Genomic DNA, 16,113 nt, shown 5'->3' with positions numbered 1-16,113 from the left:
GACAGCCCGAAATTACCTTGCCATCGTCACTGTCGCCGCCATCGTCTTATGGATGCGATAAGTGTCCACGCCACCTAGGGCGAACGCCGGGACCCATACGCTGCGGCCCTCATTGTTTGCAGAAGGTGTCCAAGACCTGCGCTCTCGCCGATGGGCCGCGGCGTATGGGTCCCGGCTCAAGGCCGGGACGACGTGGATGGGTCATCGCAAACACGGGCTTGCGATCTCGCCGCATCATTCCGCCGGCGACTCCCGCGGCGCTTCGCGCGGCAAGATGATCTGGATTTTCGTTCCGGCACCGGGCTTGGTTTCCAGATGAATCCGGCCGCCCAGACGATTGGTCACGATGTTGTGCACGATGTGCAACCCGAGGCCGGTGTTGCCCTGGTCGCGCCGGGTCGTGAAAAACGGGTCGAACACCTGGCGCTTGACCTCCGGGCTCATGCCGCAGCCGTCGTCTGAAAACAGCACCTCGACATTGCCCTTGCCCGATGCCTGCACCGCAATATGGACCGATCCCCCGCCGCCGTCCGGGAAGGCGTGTGCCGCGGAATTGAGAACCAGATTGGTGAGCACCTGGCCGTAAGGTCCGGGATAGCTGTTCATGGCAAGATCGGGTTCGCATTCGACGGCGACCGTCAGATTTTGACCTCGCAGCCCGTACCGTAATCCCCTGACGACCTGCTCGGTCACCTCGCCGAGATCGAAGCGCCTGCGGTCCGAAACGTTGCGATCGGCGGCAACCTGCTTGAACGACTGGATCAGCTCGACCGCGTTGCCAAGATTGAACATGATCTGCGACGCCGCCTCGCGGCTGGCCGCAATGAACTCCGTCAGGGTCGAGCGGCGCACGTCGCCCTTGGCGACATCGGCTTCAAATCGTTTGGTCTTGTTGATCAATGCCGAGGCCACGGTGAGGCTGGTGCCGACGGGGGTATTGATCTCGTGCGCGACGCCCGCCACCAGCCGTCCCAGCGCAGCCAATTTCTCGGTCTGTACCAGACTGCCCTGCGCGGCGCGGAGATCGTCAAGCGATTGCGACAGCTGCCGGCTGCGTTCCTGCAACTCGGTGAACAGCCGCGTGTTCTCGATGGCGATGACCGCCTGCCCGGCAAAGGTTTTCAGCAGCTCAACCTGCGCCTTGGGGAATAATTGCGGCTCCAGCCGCATCACCGCGATCGCGCCGATCGCGACCTCGTCGCGCAGCATCGGCACGATCAGGATGCTGCGATAGCCCGATGTCTTCTGCAGTTCGCTGTAACCGCCGGAGACCAGCACATCCGGCTCATGCACGACGCGCCGCTCGCGGATCGCCACCGAGATCAGATTCTTGCTGGTGAGCGGAGCCGGATAGGCTTTGCGCACCGCCGCTACCGATGCCGCAGAAAACTGATCGTGCGCGACCAGGTGAACGTGGTCCCCGTCCCGGCGGTAGACGGCGCTCAGCACGCTCTGGCAGAGCCGCGCTGCGTTCCTGACGATCCGGTCGAACACCGGCGCAAGATCGGTCGGCGCGTCGGCAATAAGGCTCAGGACCTCGGATGTCGCGGCCTGGCGCTCTCTGGCTTGCTGAAGTTCGAGGGCAAGTTGTTCGACTTCGGTTTGCGCCGGATTTTCGACGTCCGTTTTCGCTGACCTTAAGACGCGCGCCAGCTTTGGCGCAACGCTCCGCTTTCGCGGCTTCGCCGTACGGCTTTGCGGCTTTTTCGATCCGCCGCCTGCTGCAGAACGTGGTGTCATTGCCTGCCCCGGGCCTTAAGATAAGCCATCGCATCGGCTTAGGCTAGTAACGGGAAATGGGGACGGTGGCTGCGCCGGATGAGACATCAACGCGACATGGCTGGACTTGCCGCTGCATTGCCTTGCCGTGAATGACCCGGCGAACTTGAGACGGCCGGCGCGGACCAGCTGGTGGATTCCCCCGCCGATCTCGCCGGTACGGTTCTTTCCATGGTCAATGAGAGGCAATCCCCGGGCTAGGGCCGCGCCCCTGTTCAATGCGCTAGCCTTTGTTCGGTGACCAGCCATAAGCCGTGGCGCAAGCACCGCCCATCACAATGGCCCACTCGGTGTAGCCAGCTACGAGCGTCCCGGTTTTCCAGTCAAGACTGCCTCGCTATCTCGGTCTCGCCGAAAATATCGCGCTCGTAACCGGCCGCATGGACTGGGCCTCAAGTTGCGAAACCGGCTGCTATGTCCCTGTTGGAGGCACGTCCTCGGCTGCGTGGGCGCCGGGGCCGGCGATCTTCAAACTAAAATCAAACAGCGGCGCGTTTGGAATGCCAATCTTTGCTTCAACATTGATCAAGTCCACGCCTTTCGGAAAGAGTATTATGTCCGACCTCACTTCTTTCGGTTCTTCCTTAAGAAGTACTTTGAGTATTCCTCCAATTGAGGTTTGGATGGCGGCTTGTATCGCCTTGATCTGTTGTTCGCTCAGCATGCTTTGGCTGCTTGTGTTGGCCGGACTCATCTGACTGACCTCCATGTATCTGGGAGCCCCCCGCAGGGTCCGAGACTATCACGACATCCATTGTTTTCGTCGGTGCCCGCACCGCCAATAAATTCACGGGCGTGTGAATGGGTTCATACACGCGCTGAAATTGCGAACGTAGTCGGCGGCCGGCGCCTGGAGTTTTGGATCGAGCCCTGAGCCACGACCACTTGCTCAGGTTCTGCCAGACATGGCCGGAGCGAACTCGATTGCCGCGAGCTAATTTTTCTTCGGTGACCAGCCATAAGCCTTGGCGCAGGCACCGCCCATCAGCATCGCCCGCTCGGTCTCGCTGAGGCGATCCGTCTTGAGGAAGGGCGTGACGGCCTGCTCGTAATTGACGACGGCGAAGGCGCGGGTCCAGTCGGTGCCCCACAGGCAGCGGTCGAAACCCCAGGCCTCAAACACGCGGGCCAGCGGATCCCAGATGTCGGGATACGGATACGGCTCGCGGGACAGCGTGCAGGCGCCGCTGACCTTGATCACGGCATTCTTGCGCCTGGCGAGCGCCAGCACCTTCGGCAGTTCGGCCCAGGGCTGCGGCGGCGCGGGCGGCACGCGCGGCTGCAGGATGCCGAGATGATCGACAATGAACCTGACGTCGGGATGGCGATCGATGACCGCAGTGCCGGCGTCGAGATTGTCCCAGCACAGGATGTTGACCGGAAAATCATGGCGGACGGCCGCGCGCAGGATACGGTCGAGTCCAGGGTCATCAGGCGCGCGCCCGGAATCCTTCCGCAGCATGATGCGGATTCCGACAGCGCCCGGTGTCTTCTTCCAGTCGGCGACGACATCGGCCACGTTGGGATCATCCGGATCGACCGGCTTGACGATGGCGAGCCGGCCAGGATGGGCGCGCGCCACCTCCACGGCATAGCTGGCGTCGTAGCGGTACATCGAAAAGGCCGAGATGAAGATCGCGCCATCGACGCCGACCTTGTCCATCGCCGCCACCATCTCGTCACCGGTGACGTGATCGGGCCAGTTCGGCACCGTGTCCCAGGGCCGCTTCGGTGTGTTCGCCTCATAGGCGTGAACCTGGGAATCGATAATCGCCATCGGGCAGTTCCTCCGTTTTGGCGATTTTGGACAGCGCAGCAGATGCGTGTCCAGTGGGCCAAAGCGCGGGGAAGCGTTGCGCGGATTGCAGGTGCTGTCAGTGCTCCCGCGCCACCGCCTGCCAGCCGATGTCGCGGCGGCAAAAGCCTTCCGGCCAGTTGATGCGATCGACGGCCGCATAGGCGCGCTGCTGCGCCTCGGTCACCGTCGTTCCCATGGCGCAGACGTTCAGCACGCGGCCGCCGCTGGCGAGAATTTTTCCGTCTTTCTCGATCGTCCCGGCGTGGAAGATTTCGACGCCCTCGACTTTTGCGGCGTCGTCGAGACCAGAGATCACCGAGCCCTTGCCATAGCGGCCGGGATAACCCCTGGTCGCCATGATCACGGTCAGCGCCACATCGTCGAACCAGCGCAGGCTGAAATGCTTCAATTGGCCGTCGGCGCTGGCGATCAGCGCCGGCAACAGATCCGACATCATCCGCATCATCAGCACCTGGGTTTCGGGATCACCGAAGCGGGCGTTGTATTCGACGAGTTTCGGGCCGTCCTTGGTCACCATCACGCCGGCAAAGAGCACGCCCTTGTAGGGCGATCCCATCGCCTTCATCGCGCGCAGCGTCGGATGGATCATCTCCTCCATGACGCGCGCGCACATCGCCTCCGTCATGACCGGCGCCGGCGAATAGGCGCCCATGCCGCCGGTGTTCGGCCCCTGGTCGCCGTCGAAGGCGCGCTTGTGGTCCTGCGCGGTCGCCAGCGGCAGCGCGTGCTCGCCATCGCACAGCGCAAAGAACGAGGCCTCCTCGCCCACCATGAATTCCTCGACCACGACCTCGGCGCCCGCCTCGCCGAAACCGCCGCCGAACATCATGTCGACGGCGTCAAGCGCCTCGGCTTCGCTCATCGCCACGACGACGCCCTTGCCGGCGGCCAGGCCGTCGGCCTTGATCACGATCGGCGCGCCCTGCTTGCGGATATAGGCCTTTGCGTTTTCGGCCTCGGTGAAATGCTCATAGGCCGCGGTCGGAATGTTGTTGTCGCGGCAGAGATTCTTGGTGAAGGTTTTCGAGCTCTCCAGCCTGCCCGCGGCCTGGGTGGGCCCGAACGCCTTGAAGCCGGCGGCGTTGAGATCGTCGACGATCCCGGCGGCGATCGGCGCATCAGGGCCGACCACGACGAAATCCACCTTGTTGTCCCTGCAGAAATCAACCACGGCCGGATGGTCGGTGATGTCGAGCGTGACGCATTCGGCATCCTTGGCGATGCCGGCATTGCCCGGCGCGCACCACAATGTGGTGAGCAGCGGGGACGCGGCGATCTTCCATGCCAGAGCGTGTTCGCGGCCGCCGGAACCGAGCAGGAGGATGTTCATGACTGGAGCCAGATGTGGGAACCGATGGCCAGTCGGTCGCACGAATCTCCCGCCGTCTGCAAGGGGGTATCAACAGCCCCTGTCATTCCCCGATGCGCAATTGCGCATCTGAGGTTCGCTCGCGTTGCGAGCGCCCCGGACGATCTTCACCTTCCCGACCCCGCGATGATTTCCTGCAGCATCGCGACATGGCGGGCGAAGGCGCCGCGGCCGGCGGCGGTCGCGGTCACCGTGGTCCGCGGCTTCTTGCCGACAAAGGCCTTGTCGACAGCGACATAGCCGGCCTTCGACAGCGTCTCGATATGGGCGCCGAGATTGCCGTCGGTGGCGCCGGTCAGCTTTTTCAGCTTGGCGAATTCGTGCCCGGTGGCCGGCGGCAGCGCGTTCAGGGCGGCCATGATTCGCAAGCGCAGCGGCTGGTGGATGATGTCGTCGAGCCCGGCCATCGCTATTCCCGGCGCATCCAGAGGCCGCCCAGGATGAGCCCGCCCCCGTTGACGACCGCCATCCACGGCTTGAACCAGTCGTCGATGAAGAAGAAATGACCTATCAGCGTGAGTGCAGTGATACCGAGGCCGATGACGACATAGGCGCGTCCAAACCACAGTCCGGCGATGGTGTAGAACAGCATGAAGTAGATCGGCCAAAACGTCCCGATCTGGCGCGGGGTGAACCGACCTAGCCAACAGCAGAATATACCGAATGCAAGGATCAGCAGGGAGGCAGCGAACATCCGCATGTCGAAGGCGCGAATTTTCGTGTTCGGGTAGCCGTAGGCGCTGATTGCGAACGAACCGGCAATGCCCAGCGCATCGACGGCGAGCCAGATATAGGCGCCACTGCGCGGCCACAGGAATGACGCCATGTTGGCGGCAAACACCAGCGCGCCCCACATGATCAGCATCTGACTGCTGAGGTTGTAGATGGTCGATTGACGGACGCGGCGCGCGATCTCGTTGATGTCGGCGAGCGCCTCGGAAGCTTGCTGGCTGTCGATCATGTCGCCTCCCCTCGGTCGCGGTTACGAGCCCGCCATGCCCCGCGTGGCGACGTCGTCGGCGATCACGGATATCGCCTTCGGCGCGCTGACGATCGCCATGTGATTGACGCCCTCGATCAGCTTGACATCGATCGACGGCTTAACGGCATGGATGGCTTCGGCATATTTGTCCGACAGCATCAATTCATCGTCGGCGCCGGAGAAGACGGTAATGGGCATCTTCGCCGCCGCCAGATCGCTGCGATAGGCTGACGTCGCAAAGTTGCGCAGCAGCCGGGCGGAATAGGTGGCGGTGAGGGATTTTTCCGAATTCGGCGGCACCGCGAAGGCGAGCACCGGCAGCGCGTCGCAGCAGGTAATGCCAATCTCGCGCAACACCCGCAAAGCGATGATGCGCGGCAGATCGGGGCTGGCCCAGCCGCCCGAATTCGGCCGGTTGGTCGGGGCGTCGTAGCCGAGATAGGGCGCAAGCAGGATGGTGCGCGAAAACAGGTTCTCGATCGGCGAAGCCGCGACCCGCAGCGCAAAGCCGCCGCCGGCGGAGTGGCCGATCAACGTCAACGGCGCCGATGGCGCTTTGGTGCGAACCTGGGTGACGAAATCGGCGAGATCGTCTTCGAGCTGACCGAGATAGCCGATATCGCCGCGCGTGCCCGAGGCGCCGTGGCCCCTGATATCGACCGCAAAGCTCTCGACCCCACGCGCCGCCAGCGCGTCCGCCAGGGCGTGAATGGCGACGCTGGAGCCGGAGGAGCCGTGGATCAGGATCGCGGCCCGTCCGGTCGAGGCCGCGCGGGCGGGATAGTGGCGGTACGCCAGCCCGGTGCCGTCGCGGGCTTGAAAAACCTCAATCCGGGGCAAGGTGCTGCGATCCACCGCGCGCGCGGTGTCGGAGATCGAGGCGAGATGCGGGGGGCGCTGCAGCGGCGTCGCGACCATGGCGGTCATCAGCAGCGCCGCCGCCCCGACCGCGCACAGGGCCCATTTCACGGCGCTGAAACCGCCACGCACCAGTCGTCCAAGCATGCTCGTTCTCCGCCAATTTCGATACTATAGAGAACTCTGTATTACAGAGTAAGAAGTTCCGCAAGACGCGAAATGGCGGGAACTTGACGGAGCCCCTGCGGGAGAACTTGGTGGAAGAACTTGGATTGGCGGGGATAAGCAAAAGTCCCTACCTTGCGCGAAAGCCCCAAAACCCCGAATCGATTGCCGATGCCGCCAGCGGAAAACCTGATCAACGCGCCCGAATTCACCGTCTCGGAACTCTCCTCCGCCCTGAAGCGAACGGTGGAGGACGCCTATGGCCATGTCCGGGTGCGCGGCGAAATCTCCGGCTTCCGCGGGCCGCATTCCTCCGGACACTGCTATTTCGCGCTCAAGGACGAGAGCGCCAAGATCGAGGCCGTGATCTGGAAGGGCGTGCATTCCCGAATGCGATTCAAGCCGCAGGAAGGCCTCGAGATCATCGCGACCGGCAAGCTCACGACCTATCCGGGCTCGTCGAAATACCAGATCGTGATCGAAGCCATCGAGCCCGCCGGCATCGGCGCGCTGATGGCACTGGTGGAAGAGCGCAAGAAGAAGCTCGCGGCCGAAGGCCTGTTCGACGAAGCGCGCAAGCAATTATTGCCATGGCTGCCGGAAGTGATCGGCATCGTGACCTCGCCGACCGGCGCCGTGATCCGCGACATCCTGCATCGATTGCAGGATCGGTTTCCGCGCCGCGTGCTGGTGTGGCCGGTGAAGGTCCAGGGCGAAGGCTCGGCCGAGCAGGTTGCGGCGGCGATCCGCGGCTTCAATGCGCTGCCCGAGGGTGGCAAAATTCCGCGACCGGATCTGCTGATCGTCGCGCGCGGCGGCGGCTCGCTGGAAGACCTCTGGTCGTTCAACGAGGAGATCGTGGTTCGCGCCGCGGCCGAAAGCATGATCCCGCTGATCTCGGCGGTCGGCCACGAGACCGACATCACGCTGATCGATTTCGCCGCCGACAAGCGCGCGCCGACGCCGACGGCGGCCGCCGAAATGGCCGTGCCGGTGCGCAGCGAATTGCTGGTCGAGGTCGCAGGGTTGGCGCGCCGCACCATGGTGTGCTGGCTGCGCGGCCAGGAAAGCCGCCGCAATGAATTGCGCGCCGCGGCCCGCGCCTTGCCCGCGGCCAGCGAATTATTGGCGATCCCGCGGCAGCGGCTGGACAGCGCAGGTAGCGCCCTGCCCCGCGGCTTGAAAGCCAACACCAACGCGCATCATCGCCGCTTCTCGCAGCTCAGCGCCGGCTTGACATTGAAGGTGCTGCGCGGACAGGTCGCTCACGCCAGGCAGCGCCTCATCGTCTCCGGCGAGCGCATCACGCTTTCCGCGCGCGCCCTCTTACGCAACCGGCGCGATCGCTTTGCCGGGCTTGAGGTCAGGCTGAAGGCGTCAAAACTGTCCAACGCCCAGGCACAGCGCAACGCGATCGCGCGCGACCGCGAACGCACGCTAAGATTAGCCGAGCGCGCGCGCCGCGCGCTGGTGACCGCGATGCAGCGGTGTGAGGCCCGCGTCGCCCATAGCGGCCAGTTGCTGTCGGCGCTGTCGTATCGCGGCGTGCTGGCGCGCGGGTTTGCCCTGGTCCGCGACGAACACGGCCACGCCGTGCATGCCGCCGCCTCGATCGGCCCCGGCGCGCCCCTGTCGATCGAGTTCGCCGACGGCCGCGTCGCGGCGACGGCGGATGCGGACCGGCCGGCGGCAACGTCAGCGCCGACCAGCCAGCCGACCCTTGCCCGGCGGGAAACCAAGACGCTTGCGCCCAAGCGCGCAGTCAAGCCGGTCGATCAGGGCAGTTTGTTTTAGTCGACAATTTCTCTCGCCGTCATGCCCGGGCTTGTCCCGGGCATCCACGACTTAGCGGAATTAAGAAAGAAGACGTGGATTGCCGGGACAAGCCCGGCCATGACGATGAATGTTGCCTGCCACCATCACCGCGCCAGCCATTCCGCCACGCGCTTTTGCGAATCGATGCGCGCCTCAGCGTCGGTGCCGATGTGGCCGCGTTCCGGCTGGCCGGCGTCGCCGCCGCCGAGCGCACGGAGCGGCAGGTTGGCGCGGTCGAAATCGTGCGGCGCGCCGGGGTAGATTTCGATCCGCGCCAGCGCGCTGCGGCCGCGGGCGCCCTCCACCATCTGGCGGCAGGCCGATGGCGAACTGACGTCGTCCTTGGCGCCGATCAGCAGCAGCGTCGGCACCCGCGCGCTCCAGCCGAGGCCGGCGGAAATCCGGCAATCCGGATAGAAGGCGACTGCCGAGCGGAAATCCGGCCCGTCATTGCGCCAGGCTTGCGGACGCACCGCCCACAACAGGGCGCTGGCCCCGTTCGCCCATCCCATCAGGCTGACGCGATCCTGCGCCACCCAGGCCTGCTGCGCCAGCCATCGCCGCGTCGCCACGATATCGGCCACCCGCTCGCGGCGCGCCAGCACGCGGCGCTCCTTGTCGCGGCATTGCGGGCCGAGTTCGCGCGAGCCGTAACTGTCCGGCAGCACGACCGCGTGTCCCGCCTTCAATAGCTGTTCGACCCAGTCGCGGTAGCGCGGCAATACCGGCTCGGAATGCCCACTCAGCCCGCCGCAGCCATGCAGCGCGATCACGGTGGGAAACGGCCCGTCACCGTCAGGCTTGTAGAGCTGGGCGTGCAAGTTGAGCTTTGGCGCGGGGATATCGACCTGCCTGGGAGCCGGTAATGGCGCGGCCGAAGCGGCAAGCGGCACGGTAGCGCAGGCCGCGGCAAACAGCGTCAGGAATAGCAGCGTCGCTGGGCGCATCTGATTTCGCCGGGTCAAAATGGCGCTCGGGGCAAAGCGAACATAATCAGGAGGTTATCACGCGCAATCGGCAAAAATTCATCACAATCAGGTGGTTTTTTGCAGGTGGCTTTTTGCGGGTGGGTTTCGGGAGCGGACAGCCCAACCTATCTGTGATAAATCGGATTTGGAAAATACACTTTAGTCGGCCCTGTGAATTGGCCGACCTGTCGGAGAGTTGACGGTGCTGAATAAATTCGGTCCCTCGGGACATGGCGAAGCGCAGGTGCAATATCTGGATGGCGATTTCCGCGTGGTCTCGCCGGGAACCTATGTGCGCTGCGCCATATCGGATGTGCGGATCCCGCTCGACGAGTTGAAATACTGGAGCGTCGATCTGCAGGAAGCCTATTCGGTGCCATCAGCCGTGCTGCAGCGGCATTTTCCCGGCGCGCTGAAGACGCAGGGTTGAATTTTTGGTCGTCCCGGCGAACGCCGGGACCCATACGCCGCAGCCCATCGGTGAGGCGCTGGCGTTAGATACCCTCTTCAATCACAACCGCCGCGGAGTATGGGTCCCGGGTCAAGCCCGGGACGACGCGGTGCGAATTTTTCTCTCGCGCGCCTTGAAAAGTTGATCGGTCACGAACCTCTTCAGCTTCGCGCGATCCTCAAACTCCAGCGTCACCGCGAACGGTACGATCGCTGTCGCCCAATCCGGCAATCCGCCGCCTACTCTCAGCCGCGCCAGATCCTTTTCCGTCGTCACCAGCGTCAGCGCGTCGCGGCCGGCCTCGGCGATCAGGCTGTCGATCTCGGCGCTGGAGAACGCGTGGTGATCGGCGAAGGCGTGCTGCCGGACCACGTCAACGCCGCTTGCCGTCAGCGTGCCGAAGAACCGCGCGGGATCGCCGATGCCGGCGAAGGCCAGCACGCGCTTGCCGCGCAGCGAAGCCACCGAATCCTGGTTCGGCACAAGGCGCGCGCGCAGCACCGGCTTGTCCTGCGCGGCGATATCGGCCGCGACGCCGTCCGCCGCCTTGCCGTTGCCGACGATGATGAGCGCATCAGTGCGCGCCATTTGCGGCGATAACGGCGCACGCAGGGGACCGGCGGGAAACACCTGTCCGTTGCCAAGGCCACGGCCGGCGTCGATCACGATCAGCGAGGCGTCCTTGGCGACAGCCGGGCTCTGGAAACCGTCATCCATCAGGATCACGGACGCCGCCAGCGAACGCGCCAGCGGAACGCCGTCGGCGCGCTGGCGCGAGACCACCACCGGCAGCGTCGCCGCCAGCATCAGCGGTTCGTCGCCGACATCGGCGGCGGCATGCCGCTCCGGATCGACCCGCACTGGCCCGCGCAATTTTCCGCCATAGCCGCGGCTGAGCACCACAGGCGTTTCACCGAGCTCGCGGAGCAGCTTCGCCAGCGCCAGCACGGTCGGCGTCTTGCCGGCGCCGCCGACGTGATAATTGCCGATACAAATAACGGGGACGCCGGCATCCAGCCCCTCGCGCTGCATCCGTTTCGCGGCGATGGCGCCGTAGAGGGCGGCGAGCGGTGTCAATAGATCGGATTTGAGGGAAGGCGGGCCGTGCCAGAAGCGCGGCTCACGCATTCGCGGCTCCCATTTCGAGCCGCAGCTGCAACAGATACGGCTCGAGGGCGATCATCGTGCGATCCAGAGCGCCGCCGAGCTGTTCGACCACGCGCTCGGAGGCTTTGAGCGATATTTCGCGCGCCCTGGGATCGGCGAGCAGCTGACCGAGTTGCTTGACCAGGGCCTCCTGGGTGTCGGCTTTTCGCGCGCCGCCGGCCTGATCGAGCGCCTCATAGACGTCGCCGAAATTGAAGACGTGCGGGCCATGGACGATCGAGGCGCCGAGCTTGACCGCCTCAATCGGATTTTGTCCGCCATGCTCGACCAGCGATCCGCCCATGAACACGATCGGCGACAATCGGTAGAACAACCCGAGTTCGCCCATGGTGTCGGCGACATAGATGTCGGTTGCTGCGGTCGGGAGTTCCTCGCGCGAACGCAACGACGCGTGCAGGCCCGACGCCTCGACCATGCGCGCGATCGCCTCGCCGCGGTCGGGATGCCGCGGCACGATCACGGTCAAAAGGTTCGGAAAGAATCCGGCGAGCGTCTTGTGCGCCTCCGCCAGCATCTCGTCCTCGCCGGGATGGGTGGAGGCGGCGATGACGACCGGACGGCCGCGCGTCATCGCCATCAGCCGCTCCAGCTTGGCTTGATCCGCCGGTGGTGCTGGAACGTCGAGCTTCAGATTGCCTGTCGTCACGACGTTGGGGCAGCCAAGCGTCGAAAACCTGTCGGCATCGGTTTCCGACTGCGCGAGGCACAGTTCGAACCGGCCGAGCAGCGCCGAGATGGTGCCGGAGACACGCCGCCAGCGCGGAAACGAGCGAGGCGACATGCGGCCGTTGATCAGCACCATCGGCACGCGGCGCGCCGCGCTCGACAGGATCAAATTCGGCCACAGGTCGGATTCGATGAACAGCGCCAGCGACGGACGCCAATGGTCGAGAAACCGCGCGACATAGCGCGGCGAGTCGTAGGGGACATATTGATGGATGACGTCGGGCGGAAACCGCTTGGCGACGACCGCCGCCGAGGTCACCGTGCCCGAGGTGAGGAGGATGCGCAGGTTCAGCGCCCGCAGCTGCTCGACCAGCGCTGCCGAGGCCAGCACCTCGCCGACGCTGGCGCCGTGAATCCACACCAGCGGCCCGACCGGGCGAACATCGGCGCTCACGCCGCGGCGCTCACTGACGCGCGCCGGATCTTCCTTGCCGAGCTTCAGCCGCCGGTTGATGAACGCAGGCGCCAGCGGCACCATCGCGGACGACAGGCTCCGGTAGACGCGCAACGTCATCGGCAGCGGCAGCGAATTAACCAAGGGCGGCCTCCGGACGACCGACAGCCGCATAGGCGCGACGGGTCGCTTCGTTCAGATAAGTCTCTACCTGTTGGCGCAGTTTTTCCATGGTCTCTGCGTCGGCGTCCGGCGGCACAAAAACCGCATCAATGCCTACCACGGCACCCCTGCCGAATGGCAAATTGATGGTGGAAGAGTCCCAATTTTTCAGCCGGATGAACCGGCTGGTCACCATCGCAAAGGGGAGAATCGGCCGCCCGGACTCCCGCGCCAGCATGATGAGGCCGAGGCCCACTACCCGCGCCCGCTTCGGCACGTCGGCGGTGGTCGCGACATTCCACCCCTGCTCCAGCGCCTGCACCATCTCGCGGAACGCGCCGACGCCACCCTTGCGGTGAAAGGCGCCGCCGTGGTCGCCGGAACCCCTGATGGTGCCGATGCCGAGCCGTTCGGCCGCAATGGCGTTGAATTCGCCGTCGCGATGCCGCGAGATCAGGACCTTGGCGCGATGGCTCTCCTTGGTCTTGATGAACGGCGTGATGAAATGCTGGCCGTGCCAGAACGCGAGGATCGCCGGCATGACGGGCTCGACCTGGTCGTAGACGTCAGCCGGTTCGTAGCTGAACTTGTTGGTCAGCCAGACCAGCCGCAGATATTCGGCCGCAAGAACACCGAGCGCGCGCTGAAGCCAGCTGCTGCGCAGCAAATCGCGAAGGAATCGTTTCAACGGGCAGGCTTCGCGTCTTGTTTGGTATCCTGCTTGGTATCTTGCTTAGTGTCTTGCCCCGGATCGAGCAGCCGGTGGAGGTGGACCACGAAATAGCGCATATGGGCGTTGTCCACGGTCTGCTGCGCCTTCGCCTTCCAGGCCGCATGGGCGGTGGCGTAATTGGGAAACACGCCGACGATCTCGACCTGGTCGAGATCCTTGAACGTCGTGTGTTCGAGATCGGTCAACTCGCCGCCGATGACGAGATGAAGCAGTTGCGGCGGGGCACTATCTGGCATGATGGTTGTTCCTAACGAGGTGCCCGGCAAGCAAGGTTGTTGAGGCGTATCGCATGATGAGTGGCGTGACGAACCGTGACGCAGATCCGGCGTGTTCAGGGCAGTGGACGGATTCGAAAATGCTCGACAATGCGCGCATGCCGATCACGTCCCGCAGCCACCAGCACCCCGTGCGTCACCTCCCGGCGATTATACTCAATCGTGTCCCCCGAGAGCGCCGTCATCCTACCATCGGCTTCCTGCACGATCAAATTCGCCGCCGCAAGGTCCCAATCGCGGCTCTGACCGCCCGCAAAAGCGGCGTCCAGGCTGCCGTCGGCGACCCGGCACAGCCGAAGCGCCAATGAACCGATTCGCGGAAACAGCGTGATCTCATCGGGTGACGGGCTCAGCCGCTGCACCAGCGGCTTGGGGCCGGCCATGCGGGGAAAATCCAGATCCGTGCCCGCGGTCGCGAACACGCGCCTGCCGTTGCGCGTGGCGCCCTGCCCACGCATCGCAAAGAAGAATTCGTCGGTCGCCGGCGCGAACACCGCCGCCAGCAGCGGCGTCGCATCGGCCACCAGCGCAATGCTCACGCACCAGTCTTCGCGGCCGGCCAGATAGGCGCGGGTGCCATCGATGGGATCGACGATCCAGACCAGTTTCTTGCCGAGGCGCGCCTCGTCGTCGACGCTTTCTTCCGACAGCCAGCCATAGTCCGGCGTTGCCGCGCGAAGCCGGCTTTCGACGAGATCGTTGACGGCGATGTCGGCTTCCGACACCGGCGACGAGGCGCCCTTGGTCCAGTTCTTCAATTCAGTGCGAAACAACGACAGCGCCAGCGCCCCCGCCTCTCGCACCGTCTCCGTCAGCAGCGCGGCGTCGCGCGCCTTTGTCGTGTCCAGCGTATCAGCGTCCGCCAAGCGTCAAACCCTCGATGCGCACCGTCGGCGCATTGACGCCATAGCGGAATTCCAGATCGTTGGCTGCAGTCAGCGACTTGAAGATCGGCAAGAGATGGCCCGCAATCGTCACCTCGCTGACGGGATAGGTGATCTCGCCGTTCTCGATCCAGAAGCCGGACGCGCCGCGGCTGTAATCGCCGGTGACGCCGTTGACGCCGGAGCCGATCAAATCGGTGACGTAAAAGCCCTGCTTGATATCCGCGATCAACTCGGCCGGCGTCGGCTCGCCGGCCTCCATGTGCAGATTGTACGATCCCGGCGACGGCGACGACGACACGCCGCGATGCGCATGGCCGGTCGTGACCAGTCCGAGTTCGCGCGCGGTCGCGGTGTCGAGGAGCCACGAGGTCAGCACGCCCTCGTCGATGATCGCGAGCTTCTTCACCGTGACGCCTTCGGCATCGAAGGTCTGCGAACGCAATCCGCGCACCCGCAGGGGATCGTCGATGATGCGGATGTTCTTGGCGAACAGTTGCTCGCCCATGCGGTCCTTCAGGAAACTGGTCTTGCGCGCGATCGAAGCGCCGTTGACGGCGCCGACGAGATGGCCGACCAGCGATCCGGAGACCCGCGGATCGAACACGACGGGCACTTTGCAGGTCTCGACCTTGCGCGGATTGGCGCGCGCCACCGTGCGCTCGCCCGCCTTGCGGCCGACGCTTTCGGGCGCGGCGAGATCGGAGGCATGCGGCGCCGACGTGTAGTCGTAGTCGCGCTCCATCCCGGTGCCCTCGCCCGATATCGCCGTCATCGAGATGCCCTGGCTCGATCGCAAATACGAGCCGTGGAACCCGGTCGAAGTCACCAGCACCATGCCGCCGATGCCGCTCGATGCCGACGCGCCGCCGGATCGCGTCACGCCCTTGACCGCAAGCGCCGCGGCCTCCGCTTCTACGGCGCGGCGTTCGAGTTCGGAGGTCGAGGGAACCGTGCGATCGAGCAGGTCGAGATCGGCGAACTCGCGTGCCAGGAGTGAAGGATCGGCGAGACCGACATATTTGTCGTCGGGCGCGACCTTCGCCATCGCGACCGCGCGCTCGGCCAGTTTCGAAATACCATCGCCGCTGATGTCGTTGGTCGAAACCACCGCCTGGCGCTGTCCGACCAGCACGCGCAATCCGACATCGTCGCCTTCCGAGCGCTCGGATTCCTCGACGCGGCCATCGCGCACTTCGACGCCTTGGCTGACGCCGCGCACCGCGACCGCATCAGCCGCATCGGCGCCGGCGCGCTTGGCGGCCTCGACCAGCCGCTGCGCCAGCGTCGAGAGCCCCGATTGGTCGAACAGGTCCGAGGTCGCGGAAGATGAAGGCTTGGATGGTGAAGAGTTCACAAACAAAATCCCTGACATTGAAGCGAGTTGGGACGCAAATCGGCCGACCCATCAGATGTGCCTGATTCACGGGGATTTCAAGCATTTTGACGCCTCAAAAGCCAATCATTTTCGGCTTCAAAGCAAGGACTCGTCAATCATGCGCGCCAAGGTCTTGTCAATCATGCGGGCAGAAGCGGCGCCGGTGACCATGGGTTAACCAGCCTTTT

Annotated in this window: 16 protein-coding genes and 2 pseudogenes; 3 read left to right on the top strand and 15 right to left on the bottom strand. The window is 64.6% G+C overall.

Annotation, left to right across the window (positions count from 1 at the left end; genetic code table 11):
• Nucleotides 1–234: 234 nt before the first annotated feature.
• The 8 genes and pseudogenes from JQ567_RS39150 to JQ567_RS36385 all read right to left on the bottom strand — a co-directional run.
• Nucleotides 235–1,032, bottom strand: a pseudogene (locus JQ567_RS39150) (sensor histidine kinase); the annotation flags it as partial.
• Nucleotides 1,033–1,095: 63 nt separating this feature from the next.
• Nucleotides 1,096–1,740, bottom strand: a pseudogene (locus tag JQ567_RS39145) (GAF domain-containing protein); the annotation flags it as partial.
• Between the two features lie 451 nt (nt 1,741–2,191).
• Nucleotides 2,192–2,473, bottom strand: a complete 282-nt coding sequence (locus JQ567_RS36410; protein ID WP_212443282.1) for a hypothetical protein — start codon at nt 2,471–2,473, stop codon at nt 2,192–2,194.
• 240 nt (nt 2,474–2,713) lie between these two features.
• On the bottom strand, nt 2,714–3,556 hold the full coding sequence (locus JQ567_RS36405; RefSeq protein ID WP_212443281.1) for an amidohydrolase: 843 nt from the start codon (nt 3,554–3,556) through the stop codon (nt 2,714–2,716).
• Between the two features lie 97 nt (nt 3,557–3,653).
• Nucleotides 3,654–4,928: a phosphoribosylamine--glycine ligase gene (gene purD, locus JQ567_RS36400; protein WP_212443280.1), complete on the bottom strand. Its 1,275-nt coding sequence runs from the start codon at nt 4,926–4,928 to the stop codon at nt 3,654–3,656.
• Nucleotides 4,929–5,074: 146 nt separating this feature from the next.
• Nucleotides 5,075–5,374: a transcriptional regulator gene (locus tag JQ567_RS36395; RefSeq protein ID WP_212443279.1), complete on the bottom strand. Its 300-nt coding sequence runs from the start codon at nt 5,372–5,374 to the stop codon at nt 5,075–5,077.
• Between the two features lie 2 nt (nt 5,375–5,376).
• Nucleotides 5,377–5,928 carry a hypothetical protein gene (locus JQ567_RS36390; RefSeq protein WP_212443278.1) on the bottom strand — a complete coding sequence of 184 codons (552 nt, stop codon included), beginning with the start codon at nt 5,926–5,928 and terminating at the stop codon, nt 5,377–5,379.
• A 21-nt stretch (nt 5,929–5,949) separates the two neighbouring features.
• A complete protein-coding gene (locus JQ567_RS36385) occupies nt 5,950–6,954 on the bottom strand; it encodes an alpha/beta hydrolase (protein ID WP_212443277.1) in 1,005 nt (334 codons plus the stop codon).
• Nucleotides 6,955–7,143: 189 nt separating this feature from the next.
• Between JQ567_RS36385 and xseA the strand changes: the two genes are divergently transcribed.
• A complete protein-coding gene (xseA, locus tag JQ567_RS36380) occupies nt 7,144–8,766 on the top strand; it encodes an exodeoxyribonuclease VII large subunit (protein ID WP_212443276.1) in 1,623 nt (540 codons plus the stop codon).
• 125 nt (nt 8,767–8,891) lie between these two features.
• On the opposite strand, the gene JQ567_RS36375 is transcribed toward xseA, so the two are convergent.
• Nucleotides 8,892–9,734 carry a dienelactone hydrolase family protein gene (locus tag JQ567_RS36375; protein ID WP_212443275.1) on the bottom strand — a complete coding sequence of 281 codons (843 nt, stop codon included), beginning with the start codon at nt 9,732–9,734 and terminating at the stop codon, nt 8,892–8,894.
• A 223-nt stretch (nt 9,735–9,957) separates the two neighbouring features.
• On the opposite strand from JQ567_RS36375, the gene JQ567_RS36370 reads away from it, so the two are divergent.
• On the top strand, nt 9,958–10,185 hold the full coding sequence (locus JQ567_RS36370) for a DUF2093 domain-containing protein (protein WP_212209655.1): 228 nt from the start codon (nt 9,958–9,960) through the stop codon (nt 10,183–10,185).
• Between the two features lie 111 nt (nt 10,186–10,296).
• Here the strand turns inward: JQ567_RS36370 and lpxK are convergent, their stop codons facing one another.
• From lpxK to JQ567_RS36340, 6 genes are all read right to left on the bottom strand, one after another.
• Nucleotides 10,297–11,334, bottom strand: a complete 1,038-nt coding sequence (gene lpxK, locus JQ567_RS36365) for a tetraacyldisaccharide 4'-kinase (protein WP_212443274.1) — start codon at nt 11,332–11,334, stop codon at nt 10,297–10,299.
• Nucleotides 11,327–12,667, bottom strand: a complete 1,341-nt coding sequence (locus tag JQ567_RS36360) for a 3-deoxy-D-manno-octulosonic acid transferase (RefSeq protein ID WP_212443273.1) — start codon at nt 12,665–12,667, stop codon at nt 11,327–11,329. The genes lpxK and JQ567_RS36360 overlap by 8 nt, the downstream gene beginning before the upstream one ends.
• Nucleotides 12,630–13,343, bottom strand: a complete 714-nt coding sequence (locus JQ567_RS36355) for a lysophospholipid acyltransferase family protein (RefSeq protein WP_212292981.1) — start codon at nt 13,341–13,343, stop codon at nt 12,630–12,632. The genes JQ567_RS36360 and JQ567_RS36355 overlap by 38 nt, the downstream gene beginning before the upstream one ends.
• A complete protein-coding gene (locus JQ567_RS36350) occupies nt 13,340–13,624 on the bottom strand; it encodes a DUF4170 domain-containing protein (RefSeq protein WP_212443272.1) in 285 nt (94 codons plus the stop codon). The genes JQ567_RS36355 and JQ567_RS36350 overlap by 4 nt, the downstream gene beginning before the upstream one ends.
• A gap of 95 nt (nt 13,625–13,719) precedes the next feature.
• Nucleotides 13,720–14,529 (bottom strand): 3'(2'),5'-bisphosphate nucleotidase CysQ, encoded by an 810-nt coding sequence (locus JQ567_RS36345; RefSeq protein ID WP_212443271.1) that lies wholly within the window; start codon nt 14,527–14,529, stop codon nt 13,720–13,722.
• Nucleotides 14,516–15,922, bottom strand: coding sequence for a TldD/PmbA family protein (locus JQ567_RS36340; protein WP_212443270.1), 1,407 nt, complete (start codon nt 15,920–15,922; stop codon nt 14,516–14,518). The genes JQ567_RS36345 and JQ567_RS36340 overlap by 14 nt, the downstream gene beginning before the upstream one ends.
• On the opposite strand from JQ567_RS36340, the gene JQ567_RS36335 reads away from it, so the two are divergent.
• Nucleotides 15,885–16,103: a hypothetical protein gene (locus JQ567_RS36335; protein ID WP_212443285.1), complete on the top strand. Its 219-nt coding sequence runs from the start codon at nt 15,885–15,887 to the stop codon at nt 16,101–16,103. The genes JQ567_RS36340 and JQ567_RS36335 overlap by 38 nt on opposite strands.
• Nucleotides 16,104–16,113: the final 10 nt, after the last annotated feature.

Origin of the sequence: Bradyrhizobium sp. AUGA SZCCT0431, from assembly GCF_018131065.1 — a bacterium.
Classification (GTDB): domain Bacteria; phylum Pseudomonadota; class Alphaproteobacteria; order Rhizobiales; family Xanthobacteraceae; genus Bradyrhizobium.
This window is presented reverse-complemented; position numbering and strand designations above follow the sequence as displayed.

Bases quoted from the DNA above. Each gene is read 5' to 3' on its own strand.
- JQ567_RS36390 (WP_212443278.1), bottom strand. From the start codon at position 5,928: ATGATCGACAGCCAGCAAGCTTCCGAGGCGCTCGCCGACATCAACGAG.
- lpxK (WP_212443274.1), bottom strand. From the start codon at position 11,334: ATGCGTGAGCCGCGCTTCTGGCACGGCCCGCCTTCCCTCAAATCCGAT.
- purD (WP_212443280.1), bottom strand. From the start codon at position 4,928: ATGAACATCCTCCTGCTCGGTTCCGGCGGCCGCGAACACGCTCTGGCA.
- xseA (WP_212443276.1), top strand. From the start codon at position 7,144: ATGCCGCCAGCGGAAAACCTGATCAACGCGCCCGAATTCACCGTCTCG.
- JQ567_RS36360 (WP_212443273.1), bottom strand. From the start codon at position 12,667: ATGCGGCTGTCGGTCGTCCGGAGGCCGCCCTTGGTTAATTCGCTGCCG.
- JQ567_RS36405 (WP_212443281.1), bottom strand. From the start codon at position 3,556: ATGGCGATTATCGATTCCCAGGTTCACGCCTATGAGGCGAACACACCG.
- JQ567_RS36385 (WP_212443277.1), bottom strand. From the start codon at position 6,954: ATGCTTGGACGACTGGTGCGTGGCGGTTTCAGCGCCGTGAAATGGGCC.
- JQ567_RS36410 (WP_212443282.1), bottom strand. From the start codon at position 2,473: ATGAGTCCGGCCAACACAAGCAGCCAAAGCATGCTGAGCGAACAACAG.
- JQ567_RS36350 (WP_212443272.1), bottom strand. From the start codon at position 13,624: ATGCCAGATAGTGCCCCGCCGCAACTGCTTCATCTCGTCATCGGCGGC.
- JQ567_RS36375 (WP_212443275.1), bottom strand. From the start codon at position 9,734: ATGCGCCCAGCGACGCTGCTATTCCTGACGCTGTTTGCCGCGGCCTGC.
- JQ567_RS36395 (WP_212443279.1), bottom strand. From the start codon at position 5,374: ATGGCCGGGCTCGACGACATCATCCACCAGCCGCTGCGCTTGCGAATC.
- JQ567_RS36340 (WP_212443270.1), bottom strand. From the start codon at position 15,922: ATGTCAGGGATTTTGTTTGTGAACTCTTCACCATCCAAGCCTTCATCT.